Raw genomic sequence first — 23,533 nt, forward strand, 5'->3', positions numbered from 1 at the left:
TCTCGAAGCTGAGGGTTTTTGCGGGGGTTTGGGCTGTGCCGGTACAACAAAAAACCCCTCGTGCCGGGAGGCAAGCGAGGGGAGCGCGTCGGTGCGGTCTGCAGAGCCGATGATGGGCACTGCCTCAGCCGACGCGCTGTCCAAGTACGAGAATTCGGGTGCGCATGGCATTGACCCTCCCTCCGACGCGCTGTCACTGTCAAGTGGGTGGGACTGGCGTCTCAACATTTGAGCGCTTGGACGGTCGTGTGATCGGTCGGGGGATCATGTCCGGGGTGGCCGCCCGGGTCCGGCGGACGGGCAGCGAGCCGCCGCTCAGTACGGGCAGCGGGCCGGCGCCGGGGAGGGGAAAGTCACCGCGGATCAGCGCGCGGCGCAGCCGGTACTCGTCCAGAGGGCCGGAGAAGGCCATGCCCTGGCCGTGCGTACAGCCCATGGCGCGCAGCGCGAGGACCTGTTCCGGTACGTCGACGCCGTCGGCCACCGAGACCATGCCCAGGTCACAGGCGATCCGGAGCAGTCCCGCCGTGATCTTGTGCAGCCTGGCGGACTCGACAACGCCTTCGACCAGCCCCCGGTCCAGTTTCAGTACGTCGACGGGGAGCCTGCGCAGCGCGCTGATCGCCGCGTAGCCGCTGCCGAAGCCGTCGAGCGCGATCCGTACACCGAGGCGGCGCAGCGCGACCAGGCGGTGCTCCAGCTCGTCGAGGGACGTACGGGCGTCGCTGTCGGCCAGCTCGATCAGCAGGGCGCCCGAGGGGAGCCCGTGGCGGGTCAGGAGGGCTTCGATGGAGCCCAGCGGCATGGACCGGTCGAGCAGTCTGCGGGCGGAGAGGCGGACGGTCACCGGTACGAGGTGGCCCGTCCTGCCGCGCTCGGCGGCCTGCTCGACGGCTTCCTCGAGCAGCCAGCGGCCTAATTCGGCGGTGCGGTCGCTGTCGTCGGCGACCCGCAGGAACTCGGCTGGGGTGAAGAGGATGCCCTGGGCGGAGCGCCAGCGGGCCTGTGCGGCGACGGCGGAGATCTGTCCGGTGGACAGGTCGACCACGGGTTGGTGCAGGAGGGCGAATTCGCCGTCCCGCAGGGCGGTGCGGAGCCTGGCGGCCAGTTCGGTCCTGCGGACCACGTCGGCCTGCATCTGGGGGGCGTACAGCTCGACGCGGTCCTTGCCGCCGGCCTTGGCGCGGTACATGGCGAGGTCGGCGTTGCGCATGAGGTGGCTGGGGGTGGTGCCGGGCTCGGCGAAGGCGACTCCGATGGAGGCGGCGACGCGGACATCGTTGCCTTCGATGCGGTACGGCTGCGACAGCTTGAGGCGCAGCCGGTCGGCGATCTCGTGGACCTGGTACTCACGGGCGGTCTGCTCGTCGGTGCCGTCCCCGAGGATGAGGGCGGCGAACTCGTCCCCGCCCAGCCGGGCGGCGGTGTCCCCGGCCCGTACCGAGTCCTGGAGGCGGCGGGCCGCGTGGATCAGCAGCTCGTCGCCGACCTGGTGGCCGAGGCGGTCGTTGACGCCCTTGAAGCCGTCGAGGTCGATGAACAGGACGGCGGTGCCGGGGTCGTTGGCCCGGCGCCCGGAGAGTGCCTGGCCCACCCGCTCGGTGAACAGGGCGCGGTTGGGCAGGTCGGTGAGCGGGTCGTGTTCGGCGTTGTGCTGCAACTGGGCCTGGAGCCGTACGCGTTCGGTGACGTCGCGGCTGTTGAGGATCAGGCCGCCCTGGTGCCGGTTGACCGTGGACTCCACGTTCAGCCAGTCGCCGGAGCCGGACTTGAAGCGGCATTCGATGCGGGTGGTGGGCTCCTGTGTGGGAGGAGCGGCCAGGAAACGGCGTACTTCGCGTTTGACCCGGCCGCGGTCGTCCGGGTGGATGATCGACTCCAGTTGGGCACCGACGAGGCAGTCCGGCTCACGTCCGTAGACGCCGGCCGCGGCGGGGCTGACGTAGTCGAGGGTGCCTTCGGGCCCGGCGATCATGATGACGTCGCTCGATCCCTGGACCAGGGAGCGGAAGTGGTTCTCCTTCTGGGCCAGTTCATGGGTGAGCGCGATGTTGTCGACGAGCATGATGCCCTGCCGTACGACCAGGGCGAGGACGACCGTGCTGCCGGTGAGGACCACCACACGGTCGACCCGGCGGCCCTCGATGACGTTGTAGAGGATCCCCAGCGTGCATACGGCGGCGGCGAGATACGGCGTGAGGGCGGCCAGGGAGCCCGCGATGGGCCTGCTGGAGTGCCGGGGCGGGCGGGGGGCGCGCACCTGGACGGGCGCGCTCTCGGCGGCCCTGCGGACGCCCCAGGGCGCGTACGCGAGCAGCAGGGACCCGGCGAACCAGCCGGCGTCGAGCAGTTGGCCCGAGCGGTAGTTCTCCCTGAGCAGCGGGGAGGTGAACAGCGCGTCGCACAGGACGGTGAGGGCGAGGGCGGCGATGGCGGAGTTGATGGCCGTACGGCTGCCGGTCGAGCGCCGGAAGTGCAGGGCCAGCACCATGCTGACGAGCACGATGTCCAGCAGCGGATAGGCGAGGGAGAGCGCGGCGTGAGCGACGGTCTCGCCGTCGAAGTGCGTGGTGTGCGCGAGGGCCAGGCTCCAGGAGAGCGTGAGGAGCGAGCCGCCGATCAGCCAGGCGTCGAGGCCCAGGCACACCCAGCCGGCCTTGCTGACAGGGCGTTTGGCGAGGACGAGCAGGCCGACGATGGCGGGCGGCGCGAAGCACAGGAAGAACAGGTCGGCCAGGGAGGGGCTGGGCACGGGGCGGTCGAGCACGACCTCGTACCAGCCCCAGACCGCGTTCCCGCCCGCGGCCATGGCGGAGGAGAGCGAGAAGAGCAGCCAGGCTGGGCGGAAACGGCTGTCGTTGCCGCGGGCGTACAGGAAGCAGGAGACCGCGGCGATGAGGGCGGCGAGACTGAGGCCGAAGTCGCCCATGAACAGGGCCACTTCGGGGGAGCCCCATCCGAGGGCCGCGCCGGTCGCGTACCCGCCGCAGATGAGGGCGAGGAGGAGCTGCGTGAGCAGGCCGGTGCCGCCTCCGCCGCTGTCGCCGCCGTCGGGGCCGCTGCCGCCTTCCGGGGCGACGCGGGGGCCCAGGAGCGCCCCGGGGGTACTCACGGGGTCACCTCGGGAGGTGTGGCCGTCACCGCCGACGCGCTGGGTCCGGGCACCGGCGAGGTGCGCGCCACCGGTGCGCGCGACGGTGCGGTACGCGTCGGTGAAGTGCCCGGCACCGGTACGTGGGCCGTCGGCGCCGGGCCGTGTGTCGGTGGGTCCGAAGGCCGCCGCGGGCGGCCCTTCCGCGTCGGATCGTTCGTGCATCGGCAGTACATCGCCCGTCGCCCCCCTCGGATTCTGATCGCTCCGCCACGTCGCCCCTCGCGCGACGCGGCCCCCAGATCGGGACGATACACCAGACTCGTCACTCAGGGACATAGTTCTTCTACTCTCCGTGACGAGCAGGGGAGTTGTCGTTCCCGAGTGCGGACCGACGGTGGCTCAGCCGGTAGTAAGGACCTCGTTGCGTAGAGCGTCTCCAGCGGCGTAGCGGGTGAGTTGGTCGGCGAGCAGGCGCTTGGCCCGCGGCATGAACGCCGAGGTGGATCCGCCCACGTGAGGGCTGATGACGACACCCGGAGCATGCCAGAGGGGATGGCCCGGCGGGAGGGGTTCCGGATCGGTGACGTCGAGAGCTGCGGTGATACGTCCGCTTTCCAGCTCGGCGAGGAGCGCCTTGGTGTCGGCGACCTGGCCCCGCGCGACGTTCACGAACAGCGCGCCGTCCTTCATACGGGCCAGGAACACGGCTCCCGCCAGGCCCTTCGTCTCCTCGGTGAGAGGTGTCGACATGATCACGATGTCGGCTTCGGGCAGCAGGTCCGGCAGATCGGCGAGCGCGTGCACGGGGCCGCGCTCGGTGGCACGGGCGGAGCGCGCCACGCGCGCCACCCGCGCACACTCGAAGGGCGCGAGCCGGTCCTCGATGGCGGCGCCTATCGAGCCGTATCCGACGATCAGCACGGACTTGTCGGCCAGCGCCGGGTAGAAACCGGACCGCCACTCCTCGGCGTCCTGGCCCCGGACGAAGCCGGGGATGCCGCGCAGCGAGGCGAGGACGAGACCGACGGCCAGCTCGGCGGTGCTGGCCTCGTGAACGCCCTTGGCGTTGCACAGGCGTACGCCGGGCGGCAGTGAGTCGAGTCCGGGCGCCACATGGTCGATGCCGGCCGAGAGGGTCTGTACGACGCGTACGGAGTTCATCCCGGCGAGCGGGCGGAGCGCGACGTCCATGCCTTTCATGTACGGGACCACGTAGAAGGCGCAGTCGGCCGGGTCGGCGGGAAAGTCGGGCTCACCGTCCCAGTAGAGGTAGTTCAGGCCGCCGGGGAGCCCTTCGATCTCGTCGGCCGGTATCGGCAGCCATACGTCTGAAGTCATGGTCAGGAGGCTATGCGAAGCCTGTGCGGTCGATGAAGGGCGTTTCACGGGCCGGTACGGGCCGGTACGGGCCGGCGCCGGGCCGCGGGGGCGGGGTGGCGGGGTGGCCGGCGGCGGATCCGGCCGAGATCGCCGCGCCGCCCCGGCGTGGGAGTCGTGGCACCGATACCGGGTGGATGGGAACCTGAACGCGGGCCGCGGTGTATGAAACGTAGAGACGCAGCCGTCGAAGGGATCAAGACCGTGCAACGTGTTCCAGTGACGGCCGTGTTGGCCGCAGCGGCGCTATTCGTGGTGACCGCGTGCTCGTCCTCCGAAGGGACGGCGAGGCCGGAGGGCTCGTCGAGTTCCCCGTCCGCGCCGCCCGGCGGGTCGGCGCCTCCGGACGACGCGGCGAAGCCGTCCGCGCCGCCCGCGAAGGGCTCGGCGAAGGTGGTGTCCACGCTGACCGAGGGCCTGAAGTCACCGTGGGGCCTGGCGGCGCTGCCCGAGGGAGATCTGCTGGTCTCCTCGCGCGACGAGGGGACGATCACTCGGGTCGACGGGGACACGGGCGAGAAGACGGAGGTGGGCGCGGTGCCCGGGGTCGCTCCCGGCGGCGAGGGCGGCCTGCTGGGTCTGGCGCTCTCCCCGTCGTTCGCCTCGGACACCTATGTGTACGCCTACTTCACGACGGACTCGGACAACCGCATCGCCCGCATGCTGTACGACCCGAAGAGGCCGGTGGGCCAGCAGTTGGGCGCGCCCGACACGATCCTGCGGGGCATCCCGAAGGGCAACATCCACAACGGCGGGCGGATCGCCTTCGGCCCGGACAAGATGCTCTACGCGGGCACGGGCGAGACGGGTGAGACGGGCCTCGCGCAGGACAAGAAGTCCCTGGGCGGGAAGATCCTGCGGATGACCCCGGACGGCCTGCCGGCGCACGGCAATCCGGAAGCGGATTCGGTCGTGTACACCTACGGGCACCGCAATGTGCAGGGGCTCGCCTGGGACTCCGAGAAGCGGCTGTGGGCGTCGGAATTCGGCCAGAACACCTGGGACGAGCTGAATCTGATCGAGCCGGGGAAGAACTACGGCTGGCCGGAGGTCGAGGGCAAGGGCGGAAAGCCGGGCTTCGTCGACCCGGTGGAGGAGTGGAAGACGAGCGACGCCTCACCGAGCGGTATCGCCTTCGCCAAGGGGTCCATCTGGATGGCCGCCCTGCGCGGCGAGCGTCTGTGGCGGATCCCCTTGGCGGGTGTCAAACCGTCGGCCGCCGCCCAGGACTTCCTGCGGGGTGAGTACGGGCGTCTGCGCACGGTGCTGGCGACGGGCGACGGGGCGCTGTGGCTGATGACGAGCAATACGGACGGCCGGGGCACCCCGAAGTCGGGCGACGACAAGATCCTTCGGGTGGACGTGACGTAGCGGGAGGCGCTGGGGCCGGCGGCCGTGACCGGTCAGGTCCTGTCCGGGCCCGTCCGAGGCCCGGACAGGGCCCAGGTCCTGTCCGGCGGATCTTCGGGGATCAGGCCGGGGCGGCTGGTGCGGTGCATCGCAAGGCGGAGGATCATCCTCGTACTGGACGTACTTGGATGACTCCGACAACGCGGGGAGGTGCCGTGCCAGGCGTCCCGGACCCCCGAAGATCCGCCGGACAGGGCCTAGTGATCTGGTTGTGAGTTCGTTGGGCACCACGTGAGTCGCTTTGCGCACCAATTCGCGGGTTCGGCTGACGGGTGCCGACTGGCTTCGGTCTGCTGTCGGTTGTGGGTGACAGCAGGCTGGAGCCGTTGGTCCTGAGTGAGGCCGAGCGGCAGGTGTTGAGTATGTGGGTCAAGCGCCGGACGACCGCGCAGGGTCTGGCCCTGCGGGCGCGGATCGTGCTGGCGTGCGCGGAGGGCGGGCCGAACCTGGCGGTCGCGGCCCGGCTGGGGGTGAACCGGGGCACGGTCGCCAAATGGCGGACCCGGTTCCTGCGCGACCGGCTCGACGGGCTCGCTGATGAGCCTCGGCCCGGGGTACCGCGGAGCATCACCGATGCCCAGGTCGAAGAGGTGGTGGTCCGCACTCTGGAGGAGACACCACCGGGCGGGACGCACTGGTCGAAGCGGGAACTGGCGAAGGTCGTGGGGATCTCCCCCGCGAGTGTGCTGCGGATCTGGCACGCTTTCGGTCTGCAGCCGTGGCGGACCGAGACCTTCAAGATTTCCCCGGATCCGTTCCTGATCGACAAGGTCCGTGACGTCGTCGGCCTCTATCTCGCCCCGCCGGCCAACGCGGCTGTCTTCGCGGTGGACGAGAAGCCGCAGATCCAGGCCCTTGAACGGACCGCGCCGGTGCTGCCGATGGTGCCCGGGGTCCCCGAGCGGCGGAGTTTCGACTACGTCCGGCACGGCACCGTCGATCTGTTCGCCGCGTTGAACACCGCGACGGGCAAGGTGATCACGAAACTCGCCGCGCAGCACCGGGCCGTCGACTTCCGCGACTTCCTCGACGAGATCGACCGCCAGACGGAACCTGGCCTGGCGGTCCACGTGATCTGCGACAACCTCTCCGCCCACAAAGCACCGGTGGTGCACAAGTGGCTGCTCGCGCACCCCCGCTTCCACCTGCACTTCACCCCCACCTACTCGTCATGGATCAACCAGGTCGAGCGGTGGTTCGCCGAGCTGGAACGACGCTGCCTCGAACGCGGTGTGTTCTGCTCCCTCGACGACCTCAAGGCCGCACTGGAGAACTGGATCAAGGTCTGGAACGACGAAGCCCGGCCATTCAAGTGGACCAAGACCGCCGATCAGATCCTTGACCGGATCTGCCGCTACTGCTCACGCATCTCCGAACCAGATCACTAGGGATGTGTCGGTTCCAGGTCGGTGAAGAGGTGCAGGCGGTGGGTCATCGCCGCCGCCTCCGTACGGCCCGAGACGCCGAGCTTGGCCAGGATGTTGGAGACATGCACACTCGCTGTCTTGGGTGAGATGTACAGCTCCTCGGCTATCTGGCGGTTGCTCAGTCCCTCGGCGACCCGGCGCAGGACGTCCTGTTCGCGGGGGGTCAGGCCCAGTGAGCTGACGGGGTCGGTCTCCGGGCCGGGGGCCGGGGCGATTCGCGGGGTGGTGGAGAGGCTGATCCGCGCCCGCCCGGCGAGGAGTTCGGTCTCCGCCACCAGAAGCCGCGCGCCGAGCCGCTTCGCCGTGGTGTGGGCCTGGATCAGGAGCGCGGTGGCCTGTTCCCGGTCGGCGGACGCGGCCAGGAGGTCCGCCGCCCACCGGTGGCGGGCGTCGGCGAGTTCGTACGGCCGGGACAGCGCCTCGAAGGCGGCCACCGCGCGGGCCCACAGCTTGGGGGCGACGATGCCGTCGGCGCGGGCGAGTTCGGCTTCGAGCAGCAGGTCGTAGGCCCGCCAGATCGGGACGACGGCAGGCAGTCGCTTCGCGTGGTCGCGGACGATCGCCAGGATCGCCGCCCGCCCCGCGTCGGCCTCCGGCAGTCCGCGCGCGTCCGCCTCCATCGCGGCGGCCGAGCAGAGCAGCGGCAGCGCGTACCGCTGCATGCCCGGCGGGAAGCCCTGCGCGGCGACCTGCTCGAACTCGGCGCGGGCCTCCGCGAGCCGGCCCTGCCGCGCGGCGCTGACCATCGCCAGCCTGGCGGGCGCGATGACGTGCTGCGGCTGGGGGTCGTGCGGTCCGAAGACCGCGCGGGCCAGGGTCACCTGCCTCTCGGCCTCCGCCGCGTCGCCGCGCCCGAGGGCGAGCGCCGCGTACCGCACAGCCACCAGGGCGCGCGCCTTGGGAGCGTGCGCGATCTGGGCCGCTTCGTCGACGGCCGTGCGGGACTCGGTCCAGCGGCCGAGCGAGAAGAGGGATTCGCTCAGGTTGACCCGGACCCATGACTCCGTGTCGGACAGACCTCGCTGATGGCACAGAGCGATGTTCATTTCGGCGGCGGCGACCGCCTCCTCGGAGCGGCCCACGCTCTCCAGCGTGGACGGCAGGTTGATGGTGATACGGCTCAGGATGCCGAGGGTGCCGCGATTGCCGAGTTCGAAGACGCGGTCGCGTACCGCGTACATCTCGGCGAGTCCTTCCTCGACGGACCCCGACTCCGTGGCGAGCCAGCCGCGCGTGGCTCTGGCGTTGAGTTCGATGTGCTCGGCGCCGACGAGGCGCGCGTACTCCACGGCGCGGTCGGCGGCGGCCAGGCTGTTGGGGCCCGGCCGGTGCAGGGCGCCCCAGCTCGCGACGTCGGACAGCACCGAGGCGTGCACGGCGGACGGCGGCAGGCCCCGCACCAGGTCCTGGGCGGTGGCCAGTTCGTCCCAGCCGTCGCCGCGGGTGAGCTGCTGCACCAGCCGTGAGCGCTGCGTCCAGAACCAGGCGGCGCGCAGCGAGTCGTCCACGGTCTCCAGGACCCGCATGGCCTTCTTCGACAGTGCCAGGGCCCGCTCGCGTTCGCCGCCGAAGCGGGCCGCGACGATCGCCTCGGCCAGCAGGTCGAGATAGCGCAACGGGGCGCTCTCCCCTTCGGCGATCGGCGGGTAGATCTCGGTGTCGTCCGGGGGCCTGAGGCAGGCCCGTACGTCCTCGGGCGCGGCGTCCCACAGCTCCATGGCGCGCTCCAGCAGCCGCAGTTGCTCGGCGTGGGCGAAGCGCCGGCGGGCCTCGACGGAGGCGAGCAGGACGACGGGCAGGGCTTTCGCCGCGTCGTGCGCGTGGTACCAGTACCCGGCGAGGCGGGTGGTGCACTCCTCGCACCGTACGCGGGTGGGATCGGCCTCCAGGGCCTCGGCGAGGCGGCGGTTGAGCCGGGAGCGTTCGCCGGGGAGCAGGTCGTCGCTGATGGCCTCGCGCACGAGCGAGTGTCTGAAGCGATAGCCGTCGCCGTCCGCCGTCGTAAGGAGGATGTTCGCGCCGACAGCCGCCCGCAGCGCCTCGATCAGGTCGTCCTCGGAGAGCTGCGCGACGGCCAGCAGCAGGGGGAACTCGAGGGCGGCGCCACCCTCGGCGACGATCCGGGCCACCCGCTGGGCGTTCTCCGGCAGTGCCTCGACGCGCACCAGCAGCAGGTCGCGCAGGGAGTCGGTGAGTCCGCAACGGCGGCCGGACTCGGTGGCCACGGCCAGTTCTTCCACGAAGAACGCGTTGCCGTCGGAGCGCCGGAAGATCTCGTCGACGAGCTGCGGCGCCGGCTCGTCGACGAAGATGCCGTGCAGTTGCCGCCGGACCTCGGCGCGGCTGAAGCGGGCGAGCTCGATCCGGCCGACCGTACGCAGCCGGTCCAGCTCCGCGAGGAGCGGGCGCAGCGGGTGCCGGCGGTGGATGTCGTCGGCGCGGTAGGTGGCGACGACGAGGAGCCGGCCGCGGCGCAGCGTACGGAAGAGATAGGCGAGCAGATGGCGGGTGGAGGCGTCCGCCCAGTGCAGGTCCTCCAGGATGAGGACGACCGTGCGGTCGGCGGCGATGCGCTCCAGCAGCCGCACGGTGAGTTCGAAGAGGCTCGCGGTGCCGTGCTCGCTCAGGGCGTCGCTCACGCAGGGGCCCAACTCGGGCAGGATCCTGGCCAGTTCGCCCTCCTGGCCCTCGGCCGCCGCGGCGATCTCCTCGGGCAGCAGCCGCCGCAGGCCGCGCAGGGCCGTGGAGAAGGGCGCGAAGGGCAGGCCGTCGCCGCCGATCTCCACGCAGCCGCCGACCGCGACGACGGCGCCGTCACGGCAGGCCACCGAGATCAGCTCCTCGATGAGCCTGGTCTTGCCGACGCCCGCCTCACCGGCGACGAGCAGCGCTTGCGGCTCGCCCGCGGCGGCGCGGGCGAGCGCTTCGGTGAGTGCGGTCAGCTCGCCGTCGCGACCGACGAAAACGGGACTGACTGACTTGGTCTCCACGCTTGCGAGCATCGCACAGGGGTATGACAGAGCGGCACTCGTTATCGCGGTCGCCGCATGTACCGGTGGCACATGCGGCGGTCGCGGAACCGGCGTCGTCAGCGGGTCGGGGCGCTCAGCCATCTCCGTACGCCCGTCACGCGACGCTCACGAAGCGGTCCCGGTGCGATTCCACCCGCCCCTCGCCCTCGTCTTCGCCTTGGCGCGCGGCCTCCTTGCGTGCCTTGCGGACCTGGCGGACCAGCCGCTGGTTGTCGGCCTCACGCATCAGCTCGGCCGCCCGCATCTGGTGCATCTCGTACTCGAACATCTCGACTCCCCTGTCACGAAGTGCTTCGGCGTCTTGCGATGCCTCAACATTCGTCTCCCAGGGGGTGCGCCCGCATCGGGCGTGTGCCGCATCTTCACGGCGCGGGAGCCTTAGGCGGACGGGTGAGCGCCCCGGCGGCGGCCTAAGGCCCCGCGAAATGCCTCAGGCGCGGCACGGGCCGAAGCCCGTTCCGCGCCTGGGGGTTCGCCGGGCGGACCCGGTCACATGGCGTCAGCCGACGGCCGGCGGGGCGGCCGGGGGCGGCTCCGGCAGGGACACGAAGATGTCGAAGTACATGCCGATCGAGATCAGCAGGGCGAGCGCGCCGAGCGCGATACCGGCCACGGCGAACGGCCGCACCCAGCTCTTTCGCTGCGGCAGGCCGAGCGCCGCCAGGCCGACGATGAGCGCCAGCACGGCGAAGATGCCGTTGGTCAGCGCGGTGGCGTGCCAGGCGTCGCCGTAGACCTCGGAGATCTGCTGCTCCGCCGTGCCGGTCTGGCCGAGGTCGATCTGGCCCACGAGCGTCTCGCGCTCGGAGATGACCTTGCCGGACCAGGTGCCGATGAGCGCGACGAGCGACAGCAGTACGGAGATGAGCGCGGTGGACGCGGCGGCGAGCCCGCTGGAGGGCGGCGGGGTGTACTCGCCGTCCAGGTCGTCGTCCAGCAGGTCGCCGTCACCGCCGTCGTCGCCGTCGTGCGCGTCGTCCCCGGCGTCCGCGGTGGTGCCGGCACCGTCGGCGCTGTCGGCACGGTGCGCGCCCTCGGCGCCGGCCGCCTCAGGGCCCTCCCCCGAATCCTTGGCCAGGTTCGGGCCCGGTGCGTCGTTCTTCTCGGCAGCAGCCGGAACGGCGCGCTCCGCCTCGTTGTCGCCGCTGTCGTCAGCGGGCTCTTCTGGCTTGGTCGTGGGGTTCATGCGCCGCACGCTAGGCGGCCTGTATGAGAGATCTATGAGAGTTTTCTCAACGGGCGTCGCGCCGCAGCTCACGCCACTCGGGAGCCAGTACGGCCCAGACCTCCTGGTCCTGGCGGCGGCCGTGGTGGAGGTTGCTTTCACGCAGTACCCCGTCGCGCCGCAGGCCGAGCCGTTCGGCGACCTTGACGCTCGAGACGTTGGCCGACGAGGCCACCCACTCCACGCGGTGGATGCCGCGCCGGTCCACCGCCCAGTCGATGAGCACCCGTATCGCGCGGGTCACCAGACCGCGCCCCGTCGCCGCCGGTTCGAGCCAGCAGCCGACCTCGCAGTTACCACCTGGCGCGTCGAAGATCCGGAAGAGCACGCCTCCTACGAGGGTGTCGTCGAGCCAGATTCCGTAGATCCGTCCCGCGTCGGCGGCCTGCTTGTTCGCGTACGAGGTGAGAAACCTCCGCGCCGAATCGAGGTCGGTGACGGCGTCGGCGAGCCCGACGTGTTCGGTCACCAGGTCCCTCGCGCGGTCCATGTGGGTCAGGAACTCCTGCGCCTGCCACGGCTCCAGCGGTCTCAGTTCCGCCGTGTCACCCAGTGATATCGCGAACATCGCCACTCCTTGTGTTTGTGTCCGGTCGGTCTCGGATACGGCCCGTAGGCCGCGGCACGTGCTCCGCACGCTCCGCGTGCTCCACGCGCCGTCCGGGGATCTTGCCAGACGTACGACGGCGGGCGGCGGGGGCCTCGATGCTGATGCGCGGCAGCAGGCGGTCCAGCGCCTTCGGCAGCCACCAGTTGGCGCCGCCCAGCAGATGCATCAGGGCGGGCACGAGGAGCGTACGCAGGACGAACGCGTCCAGCGCGACCGCGGCGGCCAGCCCGATGCCGAACATCGCGATGACGCGGTCCCCGCTGAGGACGAAGGCGAGGAAGACCGAAATCATGATCACGGCGGCGGAGTTGATCACCCGGCCGGTCTCGGCGAGGCCGACCCGCACGGCCCGTCTGTTGTCGCCGGTCTCCAGCCACTCCTCGTACATCCGGCTCACCAGGAAGACCTGATAGTCCATGGAGAGCCCGAAGAGGACCGAGACCATGATCACGGGCAGGAACGGCTCGATGGGGCCGGCGCTGCCGAGGCCGAGCAGTTCGCTCCCCCACCCCCACTGGAAGATCGCGACGACGACACCGAAGGAGGAGGCGACGGCGGCCACGTTCATCACCGCCGCCTTCAGTGGGATGCCGACGGAGCGGAAGGCGAGCAGGAGCAGCAGACAGCCGAGGGCGACGACGACACCGACGAACAGCGGCAGTTTGCCGACGACGACGTCGGCGAAGTCGTCGTAGCTCGCGGTGACTCCGCCGACCGACACCTTCAAGGAGGTGCCGTTCTCGGCCCGGGGCAGCACCTCCTTACGGAGGCGGTCGACAAGGTGGCTGGTGTGCTGCGACTGGGGCGCCGATCCGGGGACGACGGTGAGCAGGGCGGTGTCGCCGCTGCCGTTGAAGACGATCGGACCGACGTCGGCGACACCTTCCGACTCGCGCAACGTGTCCGGGAGTTGGTCCATCGCGAGCCGGTCGTCGGCGCCGTCCAGTTCGGCGACGAGGGTCAGCGGGCCGTTGACACCGGGGCCGAAGCCCTCGGCGAGCCGGTCGTAGGCCTGCCGGGTGGTGCTGGTCGCCGGGTTGGTGCCCTGGTCGGAGGTGCCCAGATGGAGCGAGAACGTGGGCAGGGCGAGCACCAGCATCACGACCACGGCGGCGGCGCCGAGCAGCCGTGGGTGGCGTTCCACGAAGGCGGACCAGCGGGCGGCGAAGCCGGTGGGCAGCTCGGGCAGCGGACCGTGTTCGGCCAGCCGGGCGCGCTCGCGGCGGTTCAGCACGCGCCCGCCGGTGTACGAGAGCAGGGCCGGCAGCAGGGTCACGGAGGCGGCGACCGTCAGCGCGACGGTGAGCGAGGCGGCGATCGCGACGCCGTTGAGGAAGCTCAGCCGCAGCACCAGCATGCCGAGCAGCGCGATGCAGACGGTGGCCCCGGCGAAGACGACGGCGCGCCCCGTGGTGGCGACGGCCTCGGTGGCGGCCTCGGTGACCGTCAGGCCCTGTTTGAGGCCCTTGCGGTGTCTGGTGACGATGAACAGCGCGTAGTCGATGCCGACGCCGAGACCGACGAGCAGACCGAGCATGGGCGCGAAGTCGGCCACGGTCATGACGTGGCCGAGAAGCGCGATGCCCGCGTACGCCGTTCCGACGGACACCAGCGCGGTGGCGATGGGCAGCAGGCTCGCCGCGAGGGAGCCGAAGACGAGGAAGAGGACCACGGCGGCGATGGCGACGCCCACGATCTCCGCCGTGTGCGTCGTGGTGCCCTCGGTGAGGGCGACGGCGCTGCCGCCCAGCTCCACCTGGAGACCGTCGGTGGCCGCCTTCCTGGCCGTGTCGACAACGGCCTGTGCCTGGGTGGCTGGGATGTTGTCGACCTGCTGCTCGAAGGTGACGACGGCGTACGCGGTGCGGCCGTCCTCGCTGATCTGGCGGGCGCCCTCGCCGTCGTCCGGGCCGGGTGTGGGCGGGGACGTCCCGGCGCGGTCGGTGCCGGCGTACGGGCTCGTCACACCGGCCACGCCCGGCAGTTCGGCGATCTCACCGAGCGTGACACCCATGCGCTGTTCGACGTCGTGCGCGCGGACGGAGCCACGGTCGGTGTGCCAGACCACGGTGTCGCTGTCGCCGCCGCGGCCGGGGAAGCCGCTCTCCAGGAGTTCGACGGCGCGGCCGGACTCGGTGCCGGGCGCCTCGTAGTCGTTGGAATACGAGGTCCCGGCGACGACGGCGCCCGCGGCGGTGGAGCCGAGGGCCAGCAGCCACAGGAGTACGACCAGGAGCCGGTGCCTGACGCACCACCGCGCGACTGCTGCCAACGGTCTGCTCCCCTGCGTGGTTCTGAGAGCCCAACTCTGGCATCGAATCGTGATCGTTTGCCCGTTTGGTGGGGTTCCTCACACAGTGTTGACCTGGTATTCGATCAATCGGAGGTGAGAATTCCGGGTCACCCGGAGACGCTCGGTTTGCCGTTCTCGATGTGGCCCATCAGCCGTCGCCCGAAGCCCCGGTCAGCCGTCACCTCGATGTCGTACCACCCGTGCGCGTCGGCGGCCGAGTGCACGACGCTGCGGCGGCGTCCCGGCTTGACCGTGAACTCGCGCTTCCAGTCTCCGAGATCGGCCTCGTCGGCGTATCCGAGCGAGCGCACCGTGAACGTGACGGGCAGGTCGCCCTCATTACGGAGGGTGAGATGCAGATCCCGGTCGTGGTGGTCGACGGACGAGGTGACCTCCGCGCCGCCGCCCGCGACGGAGCCGGCGAATTCGCGGCGGAAGCCGTTGGGGCCGGTGATCGTGAAGCGGTAGGAGTCACCCGTAAGGGGCACCGTCCATTGCGCATTGCCCCTGACGTCCCGGTGCTGCGGGACGTCGAACTCACCTCCGTACGGATAGAGCGCGAAGTGCGCGCTCGCCCGCCCCGTGTTGCGCAGTTCGAGCTGGAGGACGCGTGCCCCGGCGCGGCCCGTCGCAAGGCGGCCGTAGACGTCCGGCTGGTACGGCAGCGGCCTGGCGGGCCGCGTACCGGGCTCCTGCACCGGCATCCGCTGCACGGCGGGCGGCACCGGCCGCCAGCGCCCGGTGAACGGCGGGACGGGGCCCGGCTGTTCGACGTCCGGGCGTGCCCGGCCGCGTCCGAAGTCGAAGGCGGAGGTCAGATCGCCGGTGACGGTGCGCCGCCACGGCGTGATGTTGGGCTCCTGCACGCCGGTCCACTTCTCCAGGAAGCGCACGACCGACGAGTGGTCGAAGACCTGTGAGCAGACGTAACCGCCGACGGTCCAGGGCGAGACGACGAGCAGCGGCACCCGGATGCCGAGCCCCGTGGGGCGGCCCTCCCAGCGCTCGTCGGGGTCGTCCACGGGCGGCACGGGGGGCGGGACGTGGTCGAAGAAGCCGTCGTTCTCGTCGTAGTTGATCAGTACGACCGTGTGCCGCCAGACCTCCGGGTGCGCGCCGAGCGCGTCGAGCACCTGGTAGACGAGGCCGGCGCTGGCGACCGGTGAGGACGCGCCGGGGTGCTCGGAGTCGACGGCGGAGGGCACCAGGTACGACACCTCGGGCAGCGTGCCCGCCGCCACGTCGGCGCGGAACGACGCGGCGAGGGTGCCGGACTCGACGCGCCGCAGCCCGCGCTCGAACAGCGACCGCTCGGCGGCGGTGAGGGCCGCGACGCCCTCCTCCAGCGCGGCCAGGAGCCTCGCCCGTACGGCGGCGTCGTCCGTCTCGCGCACCGCGGCGTAGAACGCCTCCATGTACGTGAAGCCGCCGGCGCCTTCGAGGTCGCGCGCCTTGGCGAGCGCCTTGTGCGCGATCTTCTTGAAGGAGGTGAAGAACTCGATGTTGTTGTCGGTGAAGTTCTCCCACTCCGCGTACGTCTTCCAGCTCCGCCCGGCCTTCTCCAGCCGCTCGGCGTACGTCGGCCACGCGTAGCCGGGGTGCCTGCCCTCGTCGTACGCGTCGTTCCCGACCGCGCGCCGCCCGTCCGCCTCGTGGCCGGTCCAGCCGCTCCACAGGTGGTTGCGGTTGGGGCTGGTGGAGGTGTGGATCGACGAGTGGTAGGCGTCGCAGACGGTGAAGGTGTCGGCCAGCTCGTAGTGCAGCGGGATGTCGGCGCGGTCGTAGTAGGCCATGGTGGCGGCGGTCTTGGCGGAGACCCAGCCGTCCATCCAGCCGTTGCTCCACGCCTTGGCGCCACCGTTCCAGGAGTGGTCGAGGTCGCCTATGTACTGAAGGTCCTTGCTCTGCGCCTCGGCGGCCTCGCGTACGGGGAACGGCAGGACGGTGCCGCCGCCTGGACCGGGCTGTTCGAACACGGGGCGGCCGGTGGGCAGTTCCACCGCGTTGCGGTCGCCGAAGCCGCGTACGCCGCGCAGCGTGCCGAAGTAGTGGTCGAAGGACCGGTTCTCCTGCATCAGCACCACGACATGCCTGACGGCGTCGAGTCCCCCGGCCGGCGCCTCGGCGGCGATGGCGGCCCGCAGGGACGGCGGCAGTACGGAGCCCGCCGCCGCGGCGCCGACGGCGCCACCGCCGAGCGCGAAGAGCCGTCGCCGTGAAATGTCCGTGGCCAAAAGATCCTCCCGAGTCAGGTGGTACGGCCCGGAAGCTAGCCATCGCAGGTGGCGACGGGAAGACCCTGGGACGGCCCGGCGATGAACGTCCGAGAGTCGCCCGCGCCCGGAAGGCGTTCCCGGCGCGCTGTACGACCTCGCGACGAACGGCCGGGGCCCCTGGATCCGAGGCCGCTCGGCCCACCCCTCAGAGACCCCTCAGAGACCGCTCAGAGGCCCGTCGGAAGGCGCTCAGTGGCCGATGGGCGGAGTGACGCAGCCGGTGTCCATGAACCGGCCGCTCGCCCGTACCTCGGCGTTGTTCTTCTGCACGTGGCCGGTGACGCACGCGTCCTCGCCGACCGTGAGGCCGATCAGCGCGCCGGGCGGAGTGACGTTCCCGTTGTCCTTCCAACGCGCGTACATCGGCTGGACCTTGAGTTCGTCCGGCCGGTAGCCGAGCTTGAGCAGTTCCTCGCGGACAGCCTGCGGATCGATGTCCCCGGCGCGCCACAGCCGCTGTACGACGGGCGTCATCCGCTCGGCCTGCGCCGTGGCCGCCTTCTCGCCCTCCGCGGACAACTCGCCGGGACGGCGGTAGGCGGTGTTGTCACGGGGTGCGCCGTCGACCACGCCCGGCTCCACGTACGGCGTCGGTACGGAGGCGGCGGCCGAAGGCGACGACGCCAGCGGAGCCGGAGGCGCCGCACGACCCGGGTCGGGGGCAGCGGACTGCTGACAGCCGGCGAGCAGTACGACACCGAGCACGACGCCCGACAGCATCGGGGCGCGCGGCACGCTCATGCTCCCTCGCCCACGATCTCGCGCAGGTCCTTGGCGTAGTGGCCGATGGCGACCCGGTATGCCCGCACCTGCGGGTCCTCGCTCGTCGTAGCCAGCAGGTCCAGCAGGATCCTCATCGCTTCGTCGTGCTGCCCGGTGTTGAACAGCGCCATCGCGAGGAAGGTGCGCAGGGCCCCGTCGTCGGGGAATCGCTCCAGCCCGCCGCGCAGGGTCCGCACGGCATCCTCGTACCGGCCGAGGATCCGGAAGGTGCTGCCGAGACCGACGAGCGCGCCCAGCCGGTCCTCGTCCGGGAGGTCCGTCGAGTCCAGCGCCCTTTCGTAGTAGGCGACGGCCTCCGCCTCCAGGCCGAGGCCGTCATGGGTCCAGGCGGTCTGATAGGAGATCACGGCGTCGTCGGGGTACTGGTCGGCGAGAGCCACCAGCCGATCCCGGGCCCGCTCCGCTTCCCCCCGTACACGCAGTTCGACGGCTTCCGCCAGGAGTTCGTCCCTGCTCTGCGTTGTCATGCGGGCGATTGTCGCACCGGGGCGCCGGCCCCGGCAGTTCAATTCTGGTGCGGCCACACCAGCAGGACCGGGCACGGCGCGTGATCGACCACGAAGCGCGACTCGGGGCCGAGGCTGTGCGGGCCGGGTCTGTCCGGGTCGCCGTCGCGCGCGCAGATCAGCAGGTCCACGTCCGCCGCCGCGCGGACGACCTCCTCCTGCGGACGGCCGTGCCGGTCGAGGAGTTCGCAGGGCCGGCCGAGCCGGTGCGCGGCCTCCTCGAGGAGGTCGGCGCCCGCCGCGCCGGACAGCGCCTCCAGACGGCTGCCGGGGTCGCGCTCGGGTCCGTGGCCACGGCCGAGCAGCCCCGCGTAGGCGCGGTGTGCCTCGGCGACGATCCGGTCGTCGCTCACATGCAGCAGCACGACATGGTCGTCCGGCGCTCTCTCCCGCGCGGCGTCGACGCACGCGGGCCAGGTGGCCGGGCTGATCCAGACGAGGGCGGTTGTTTTCACGTCATTCACAACTGGAGCGTGCCCCACAGGGCAACGGTCGAAGCGATCAGTGTCGCGGGCACGGTGAGCAGGCCGAGCCGGGTGAACTGCCCCAGCGACGGCGCGGAGTCGTGTTCGTGCAGGACACGGCGCCACAGGAGGGTGGCGAGGGAACCGACGTACGTGAGGTTGGGGCCCAGGTTCACTCCGATGAGCGCGGCGAGCACGGGGCCGGGGCCGGCGGGCGCGACGACGGGCAGCAGGGCGAGGATCGCGGGCAGGTTGTTGATCAGGTTGGCCAGCAGCGCGGCGACGGCGGCGATCGCGAGCAGGGAGGTGAGCCGGTCGCCGTTCGGGAGGATCCGGTCGATCCCGGTGTCGAGGCCGTTGTCGACGACGGCCTTGACGACGATGCCCAGCGCGAGCACGAAGAGGCAGAACAGCGGCGACGCCGCGCGGACGAGGTCGGGGACGGTGGTGCGTCGGCGCCGTAGCGCGCGGGCGGCCAGTACGGCCGTACCGGCGCAGGCGGCCCAGAGCGGTTCGACACCGATCAGGGAGGTGCCGGCGAACGCGACGAGTGTCAGCCCGAGGACGACGAGCGTGAAGGCCGGTACGGCGCGCGGCTCGGCCTCCTTGGGAGGGTGCGCGCCGACGGCGAGATCGGTGGCGAAGAAGCGGCGCAGGACGGCGTACTCGACGGCGATCGCCGCGAGCCACGGGAGCGCCATGAGCACGGCGAACCGGGTGAAGGACAGCCCGCTGGCGGTGAACGCGAGGAGGTTGGTGAGATTGGAGACGGGGAGCAGGAGCGACGCGGAGTTCGCGAGGTGGGTGCAGGCGTAGACATGCGGGCGGGGGTGGGCTCCGACCCGGCTCGCGGTCACGAAGATGACGGGCGTGAGCAGGACGACGGTGGCGTCGAGGCTGAGCACGGCGGTGGTGACGGCGGCGACGCCGAACACGCCGCCGAGCAGACGGCGCGGGCTGCCGCCGCAGAAGCGGGCGACGACATCGCCCGCCGCGTCGAACAGGCCGTCGTCGTCGCAGAGTTGGGCGAGTACGAGAATCGCCGCGAGGAAGCCGACGACGGGCAGGAGCGTGTGTGTCCGCTCCCACGCCTCGGCGGGCGAGACGGCGCCCAGTACGACGACGAGCCCGGCGGCGGGGAGCGCGGCGACCGCTTCGGGCAGACCTCTCGGGCGCCCGACGGCGAAGGCGAGCACACCGAGAAGCAGCCCGACGGACACGATCTCGGCGGCGAGGCTGTTCACGGGCGGCGCCAGTGCTCTGGTGGGCGGACGAGAGGTTCACACGGGCCGCGCACCGCGCGCGACGCCCGCCAAACCTACGGCCCGCGCGGGGGTCCGGCCCGCGACACCCCGAGTCGCCCCTGCCGGGGCCGGGAGTTGGCCGGAGGGCGCATCGGTCCGTACGGCGGTGTCGCGGAACCTCGTTGAGGCGGCATGGGGCCGCCGGCCGCCGGTGGCCCACGCCGGAGACTGACGACGAGCCGCTCACCGAGCGGCTTCGGCGGGGTCGCCCCCGTCGCGGCCGACAGCCGTACGGCGCCGCGTGGCCGGACACCGAGGCCGACTTCCGCACCGGCACCGACCGCGGCGGCCCGTCGCGTACACCGGTACGGGGCCGGGCCCCAGGACTCAGCCCAGGTGCACCGGCCCCGCCTCCGTCTCAGCCCGCCGCGCCCAGGCGCTGAAGGATCAGTTCGCGTACCCGTGCCGCGTCCGCCTGGCCGCGGGTCGCCTTCATGACCGCACCCACCAGCGCGCCCGCCGCCGCGATCTTGCCCGCGCGGATCTTGTCCGCGATCGCCGGGTTCGCCGCGATCGCCTCGTCCACCGCCGTACCCAGCGCGCCCTCGTCGGAGACGACCTTCAGGCCGCGCTTCTCGACGACGGTGTCCGGGTCGCCCTCGCCCGCGAGGACGCCCTCCAGCACCTGGCGGGCCAGCTTGTCGTTCAGGTCGCCCGCGGCGACCAGTCGCGCGACCCGGGCGACCTGCGCCGGGGTGATCGGGAGCGCCGCGAGGTCCGTGGACGTCTCGTTGGCGCTGCGCGCCAGCTCGCCCATCCACCACTTGCGTGCCTGGTCGGCGGGGGCTCCCGCCTCGATCGTGGCGGTGATCAGGTCGACCGCGCCCGCGTTGAGCATCGACTGCATGTCGTGCTCCGAGACGCCCCACTCCTCGCGCAGCCGCTTACGGCGCAGCCGCGGCAGCTCCGGCAGCCCGCCGCGCAGTTCCTCCACCCACTCGCGCGGGGGCGCGATCGGGACGAGGTCCGGCTCGGGGAAGTACCGGTAGTCCTCCGCCTCCTCCTTCACGCGGCCGGACGTGGTGGAACCGTCCTCCTCGTGGAAGTGGCGGGTCTCCTGGATGATCGTGCCGCCACCGTCGAGAACCGCGGCGTGCCGCTGGATCTCGTAGCGCGCCGCCCGCTCCACACTGCGCAGGGAGTTGACGTTCTTCGTCTCCGAGCGGGTGCCGAACTTCTCCCGGCCGTGCGGGCGCAGCGACAGGTTGACGTCGCAGCGCAACTGCCCCTGTTCCATACGGGCCTCGGAGACGTCCAGCGCCTTGATCAGCTCGCGCAGCTCCGCCACGTACGCCTTCGCGACCTCCGGCGCACGCGCCCCGGCGCCCTCGATCGGCTTGGTGACGATCTCGATGAGCGGGATGCCGGCGCGGTTGTAGTCCAGCAGGGAGTGGGACGCGCCGTGGATACGGCCGGTGGCGCCGCCGACGTGCAGCGACTTGCCGGTGTCCTCCTCCATGTGGGCGCGCTCGATCTCCACGCGGAAGATCTCGCCGTCGTCCAGTTGGACGTCCAGATAGCCGTTGTAGGCGATCGGCTCGTCGTACTGCGAGGTCTGGAAGTTCTTCGGCATGTCCGGGTAGAAGTAGTTCTTCCGGGCGAACCGGCACCACTCGGCGATCTCGCAGTTCAGCGCGAGACCGATCTTGACGGCGGACTCGACGCCGATCGCGTTGACGACCGGGAGCGCGCCCGGCATGCCGAGACAGGTGGGACAGGTCTGCGAGTTGGGCTCGGCGCCCAGCTCGGTGGAGCAGCCGCAGAACATCTTCGTTCTGGTGCCCAGCTCGACATGGACCTCCAGGCCCATGACGGGGTCGTACGTCGCGAGAGCGTCCTCGTAGGACACCAGGCTCATCGTGGCGGTCACAGAAATCGCAACTCCTTCAAGGCAGTCGTCAGTTCGGCGCACCACATCTGGTACGCGGGAAGGGTTCGCAGGCGGGCCAGATCAACACGCTCGCCAAGGAATTCGGCCAGCTCCCGGCTGTCGCCACCGGGCAGGACACGGGAGAGCAGCGCCTTGGGATCCGCGGTCTTCTCGATGTCCCGCGCACCGGCGGGAATATGCGCCGACATCACTCCCGGCAGCGAGCCGAGCAGTGGACCGTCGGCGAGCAGCCATGCTTCCGTCTCCCGCACCGGGACCACCGGGACCATACGGCAGTGGGCGGGCAGCACGATGTCCTGGCGGATCTTCTCGATCTTGTTTCGCTCCCGGTGGTCGTTGTGGATCAGCAGCAGATCGCAGTCCTCGGCGAGGTCGGCGGCTTCGGCACAGATCTGTTCGTGAGCGGTGCGTGCCGTGCTGCACCGGCCACGCAGAGGGGTGTCACTCATGTCGAAGCGGCCGTTGTGTCGCGCGGCCAACTGTTTGAGCTGTCGTACGGCGACGGTGCTCAGGAAGATCTCGTCCTCGGGGCCTTCCGCGAGCAGACCGACCGTCAGGTACCGGCTCACCGGCTGCCTGCCTGGGCGGTCTCCAGGTACTGGCGTGCCTCCCGGGCGGGGACGTAGGTGCCGCGTTCCCCCGATTCGGCGAGGGGACGGATCCTGGTGTGCCGTGAGGGGGTCTCGCCGCCGCCGACCCTGGTCACGGTGTCGGCGAACAGCACGTCACCGGGGTGGGCCGGATAGACGGCGGCCAGTACGACCGGCGAGTGCGTGGTGACAATGATCTGCTGGAGCGTCCGCGGGCCGGTACAGCGGCGCAGCCGTCGTACCAACTCCTTGACCTGGCCGGGATGCAGCCCGTTCTCGACATCCTCGATCATCAGCGTCGAGCAGAGATTGCTGGTACGGCCCTGGTGGTCGACGTACACGGACGGGTCCGGACCGCCCCGGTCGTGCGCCGCCGTGAGCACCGACAGGACATGCAGAGTCCCGTCGGAGGCCAGCCGCGCGGGGGTGGGTGCCGCGTCCCGGTAGGTCAGCTCCAGCTCCCACGCCCCCCGTTCGGCATCGGGAGTCGAGCGCAGATCGGTCAGGCCCGGCAGGACGGCGACGGCGTCGGCCGTCAGCAGCAGGGCTTCCTGGCCGGACGCCTCCGTGTCGCCGAGCAGGCGTCCCAGTACGGCGGAGAGATTGTGCGCGTCACGAGCCATGCGCTCGTCGTCATGGAGATCCGCGTCCAGACGCGCTCCGCCGGCCTGCGGCGCCAGCCCGTACCACCGGCCGCCGGGACTGGAGCGCTCGAAAGAGGGACCGCTCTCGGCGTTCTGCCAGATCTGCGTCTGCTGTTCCTCCGTCAGTCCCCACCGCGCGGGAGCGTCGGGCAGCAGCGTGACCGTCCCCCTCGCCCTGGGACGTGTCGACGCGCCCTCGCGGGAGATGTCGAGGTCGAGCCGCAGGTGCCGCATGCCATGGACGGAATCGGACTGGAGGAAACACACGACGATGCTCATCAGGTCGGTGGCCGTGCCGTCGCCGTACCGGTGGAAGAGGTCCACGATCCGGCCCCGCCGCTCACCCCCGGGGCGGACGTCGGCGGTCCAGTGCACGCCCTCGCGCGAACTCCACCAGGTGTTCGCGCCGGAACCGCCGGACAGTTGCGCGGCGAGGTCGACCGCCTCCAGGAGGTTGGTCTTGCCCGAGCCGTTCTGGCCCACCAGCACGGTGAACGGAGACAGGTCGACGGCACAGTCCCGGAAGGACCTGAATCCCGCCACCTCGATCCGGGTGATCATTCGTGTCACCCCCTTTCCATGTCCGTGATGTCCACGTCCGTGATGT

At 71.2% G+C, this 23,533-nt stretch carries 17 protein-coding genes; 2 read left to right on the forward strand and 15 right to left on the reverse strand.

What is annotated here, in order from left to right; translation table 11 throughout:
- Positions 1–199: 199 nt before the first annotated feature.
- Both OG329_RS10750 and OG329_RS10755 read right to left on the reverse strand, forming a co-directional pair.
- Positions 200–3,112 (reverse strand): putative bifunctional diguanylate cyclase/phosphodiesterase, encoded by a 2,913-nt coding sequence (locus OG329_RS10750; RefSeq protein ID WP_405801760.1) that lies wholly within the window; start codon positions 3,110–3,112, stop codon positions 200–202.
- Positions 3,113–3,493: 381 nt separating this feature from the next.
- Positions 3,494–4,432 carry a 2-hydroxyacid dehydrogenase gene (locus tag OG329_RS10755; RefSeq protein WP_405794419.1) on the reverse strand — a complete coding sequence of 313 codons (939 nt, stop codon included), beginning with the start codon at positions 4,430–4,432 and terminating at the stop codon, positions 3,494–3,496.
- A 258-nt stretch (positions 4,433–4,690) separates the two neighbouring features.
- Here OG329_RS10755 and OG329_RS10760 point away from each other — a divergent pair, with 258 nt between their 5' ends.
- Together OG329_RS10760 and OG329_RS10765 are read left to right on the forward strand one after the other, a co-directional pair.
- Positions 4,691–5,842 (forward strand): PQQ-dependent sugar dehydrogenase, encoded by a 1,152-nt coding sequence (locus tag OG329_RS10760; protein WP_405801761.1) that lies wholly within the window; start codon positions 4,691–4,693, stop codon positions 5,840–5,842.
- 401 nt (positions 5,843–6,243) lie between these two features.
- A complete protein-coding gene (locus OG329_RS10765; protein ID WP_405801763.1) occupies positions 6,244–7,269 on the forward strand; it encodes an IS630 family transposase in 1,026 nt (341 codons plus the stop codon).
- Here OG329_RS10765 and OG329_RS10770 read toward each other — a convergent pair.
- The 13 genes from OG329_RS10770 to OG329_RS10830 all read right to left on the reverse strand — a co-directional run bounded on the left by OG329_RS10770 (position 7,266) and on the right by OG329_RS10830 (position 23,487).
- Positions 7,266–10,310, reverse strand: coding sequence for an AAA family ATPase (locus OG329_RS10770; RefSeq protein ID WP_405794420.1), 3,045 nt, complete (start codon positions 10,308–10,310; stop codon positions 7,266–7,268). The two genes, OG329_RS10765 and OG329_RS10770, sit on opposite strands and share 4 nt — an antisense overlap.
- A gap of 124 nt (positions 10,311–10,434) precedes the next feature.
- Positions 10,435–10,608 (reverse strand): hypothetical protein, encoded by a 174-nt coding sequence (locus OG329_RS10775; protein WP_405794422.1) that lies wholly within the window; start codon positions 10,606–10,608, stop codon positions 10,435–10,437.
- A gap of 231 nt (positions 10,609–10,839) precedes the next feature.
- The gene (locus OG329_RS10780; protein WP_405794424.1) at positions 10,840–11,526 is read right to left on the reverse strand and encodes a hypothetical protein; all 687 of its coding nucleotides are present in this window, start codon (positions 11,524–11,526) and stop codon (positions 10,840–10,842) included.
- Positions 11,527–11,572: 46 nt separating this feature from the next.
- A complete protein-coding gene (locus tag OG329_RS10785) occupies positions 11,573–12,133 on the reverse strand; it encodes a GNAT family N-acetyltransferase (RefSeq protein WP_405794426.1) in 561 nt (186 codons plus the stop codon).
- Positions 12,111–14,447 carry an MMPL family transporter gene (locus tag OG329_RS10790; RefSeq protein WP_405794427.1) on the reverse strand — a complete coding sequence of 779 codons (2,337 nt, stop codon included), beginning with the start codon at positions 14,445–14,447 and terminating at the stop codon, positions 12,111–12,113. Before OG329_RS10790 ends, OG329_RS10785 begins: the two co-directional genes overlap by 23 nt.
- Before the next feature lie 128 nt (positions 14,448–14,575).
- A complete protein-coding gene (locus tag OG329_RS10795) occupies positions 14,576–16,702 on the reverse strand; it encodes a phosphocholine-specific phospholipase C (protein WP_405794429.1) in 2,127 nt (708 codons plus the stop codon).
- 231 nt (positions 16,703–16,933) lie between these two features.
- On the reverse strand, positions 16,934–17,479 hold the full coding sequence (locus tag OG329_RS10800) for a hypothetical protein (protein ID WP_405794431.1): 546 nt from the start codon (positions 17,477–17,479) through the stop codon (positions 16,934–16,936).
- Positions 17,480–17,481: 2 nt separating this feature from the next.
- Positions 17,482–17,994 carry a tetratricopeptide repeat protein gene (locus OG329_RS10805; protein WP_405794433.1) on the reverse strand — a complete coding sequence of 171 codons (513 nt, stop codon included), beginning with the start codon at positions 17,992–17,994 and terminating at the stop codon, positions 17,482–17,484.
- A 38-nt stretch (positions 17,995–18,032) separates the two neighbouring features.
- The gene (locus OG329_RS10810) at positions 18,033–18,497 is read right to left on the reverse strand and encodes a universal stress protein (RefSeq protein WP_405794435.1); all 465 of its coding nucleotides are present in this window, start codon (positions 18,495–18,497) and stop codon (positions 18,033–18,035) included.
- Positions 18,494–19,741, reverse strand: a complete 1,248-nt coding sequence (locus OG329_RS10815; protein WP_405794436.1) for an SLC13 family permease — start codon at positions 19,739–19,741, stop codon at positions 18,494–18,496. Before OG329_RS10815 ends, OG329_RS10810 begins: the two co-directional genes overlap by 4 nt.
- 418 nt (positions 19,742–20,159) lie before the next feature.
- Positions 20,160–21,659, reverse strand: a complete 1,500-nt coding sequence (gene gatB, locus OG329_RS10820) for an Asp-tRNA(Asn)/Glu-tRNA(Gln) amidotransferase subunit GatB (protein ID WP_405801764.1) — start codon at positions 21,657–21,659, stop codon at positions 20,160–20,162.
- A gap of 8 nt (positions 21,660–21,667) precedes the next feature.
- The gene (locus OG329_RS10825; RefSeq protein WP_405794438.1) at positions 21,668–22,261 is read right to left on the reverse strand and encodes a hypothetical protein; all 594 of its coding nucleotides are present in this window, start codon (positions 22,259–22,261) and stop codon (positions 21,668–21,670) included.
- Entirely contained in the window at positions 22,258–23,487 is a 1,230-nt protein-coding gene (locus OG329_RS10830) for an AAA family ATPase (RefSeq protein ID WP_405801766.1), read from the reverse strand. The genes OG329_RS10825 and OG329_RS10830 overlap by 4 nt, the downstream gene beginning before the upstream one ends.
- Positions 23,488–23,533: the final 46 nt, after the last annotated feature.

The organism is Streptomyces sp. NBC_01506 (assembly GCF_045040295.1).
In the GTDB taxonomy this organism is placed as follows: domain Bacteria; phylum Actinomycetota; class Actinomycetes; order Streptomycetales; family Streptomycetaceae; genus Streptomyces.

What these genes read in the sequence shown, in the direction of transcription:
- OG329_RS10755 (WP_405794419.1), bottom strand. Translation starts at nt 4,432, where the DNA reads ATGACTTCAGACGTATGGCTGCCGATACCGGCCGACGAGATCGAAGGG.
- OG329_RS10765 (WP_405801763.1), top strand. Translation starts at nt 6,244, where the DNA reads ATGTGGGTCAAGCGCCGGACGACCGCGCAGGGTCTGGCCCTGCGGGCG.
- OG329_RS10770 (WP_405794420.1), bottom strand. Translation starts at nt 10,310, where the DNA reads ATGCTCGCAAGCGTGGAGACCAAGTCAGTCAGTCCCGTTTTCGTCGGT.
- OG329_RS10775 (WP_405794422.1), bottom strand. Translation starts at nt 10,608, where the DNA reads ATGTTCGAGTACGAGATGCACCAGATGCGGGCGGCCGAGCTGATGCGT.
- OG329_RS10780 (WP_405794424.1), bottom strand. Translation starts at nt 11,526, where the DNA reads ATGAACCCCACGACCAAGCCAGAAGAGCCCGCTGACGACAGCGGCGAC.
- OG329_RS10785 (WP_405794426.1), bottom strand. Translation starts at nt 12,133, where the DNA reads ATGTTCGCGATATCACTGGGTGACACGGCGGAACTGAGACCGCTGGAG.
- OG329_RS10805 (WP_405794433.1), bottom strand. Translation starts at nt 17,994, where the DNA reads ATGACAACGCAGAGCAGGGACGAACTCCTGGCGGAAGCCGTCGAACTG.
- gatB (WP_405801764.1), bottom strand. Translation starts at nt 21,659, where the DNA reads ATGAGCCTGGTGTCCTACGAGGACGCTCTCGCGACGTACGACCCCGTC.
- OG329_RS10830 (WP_405801766.1), bottom strand. Translation starts at nt 23,487, where the DNA reads ATGATCACCCGGATCGAGGTGGCGGGATTCAGGTCCTTCCGGGACTGT.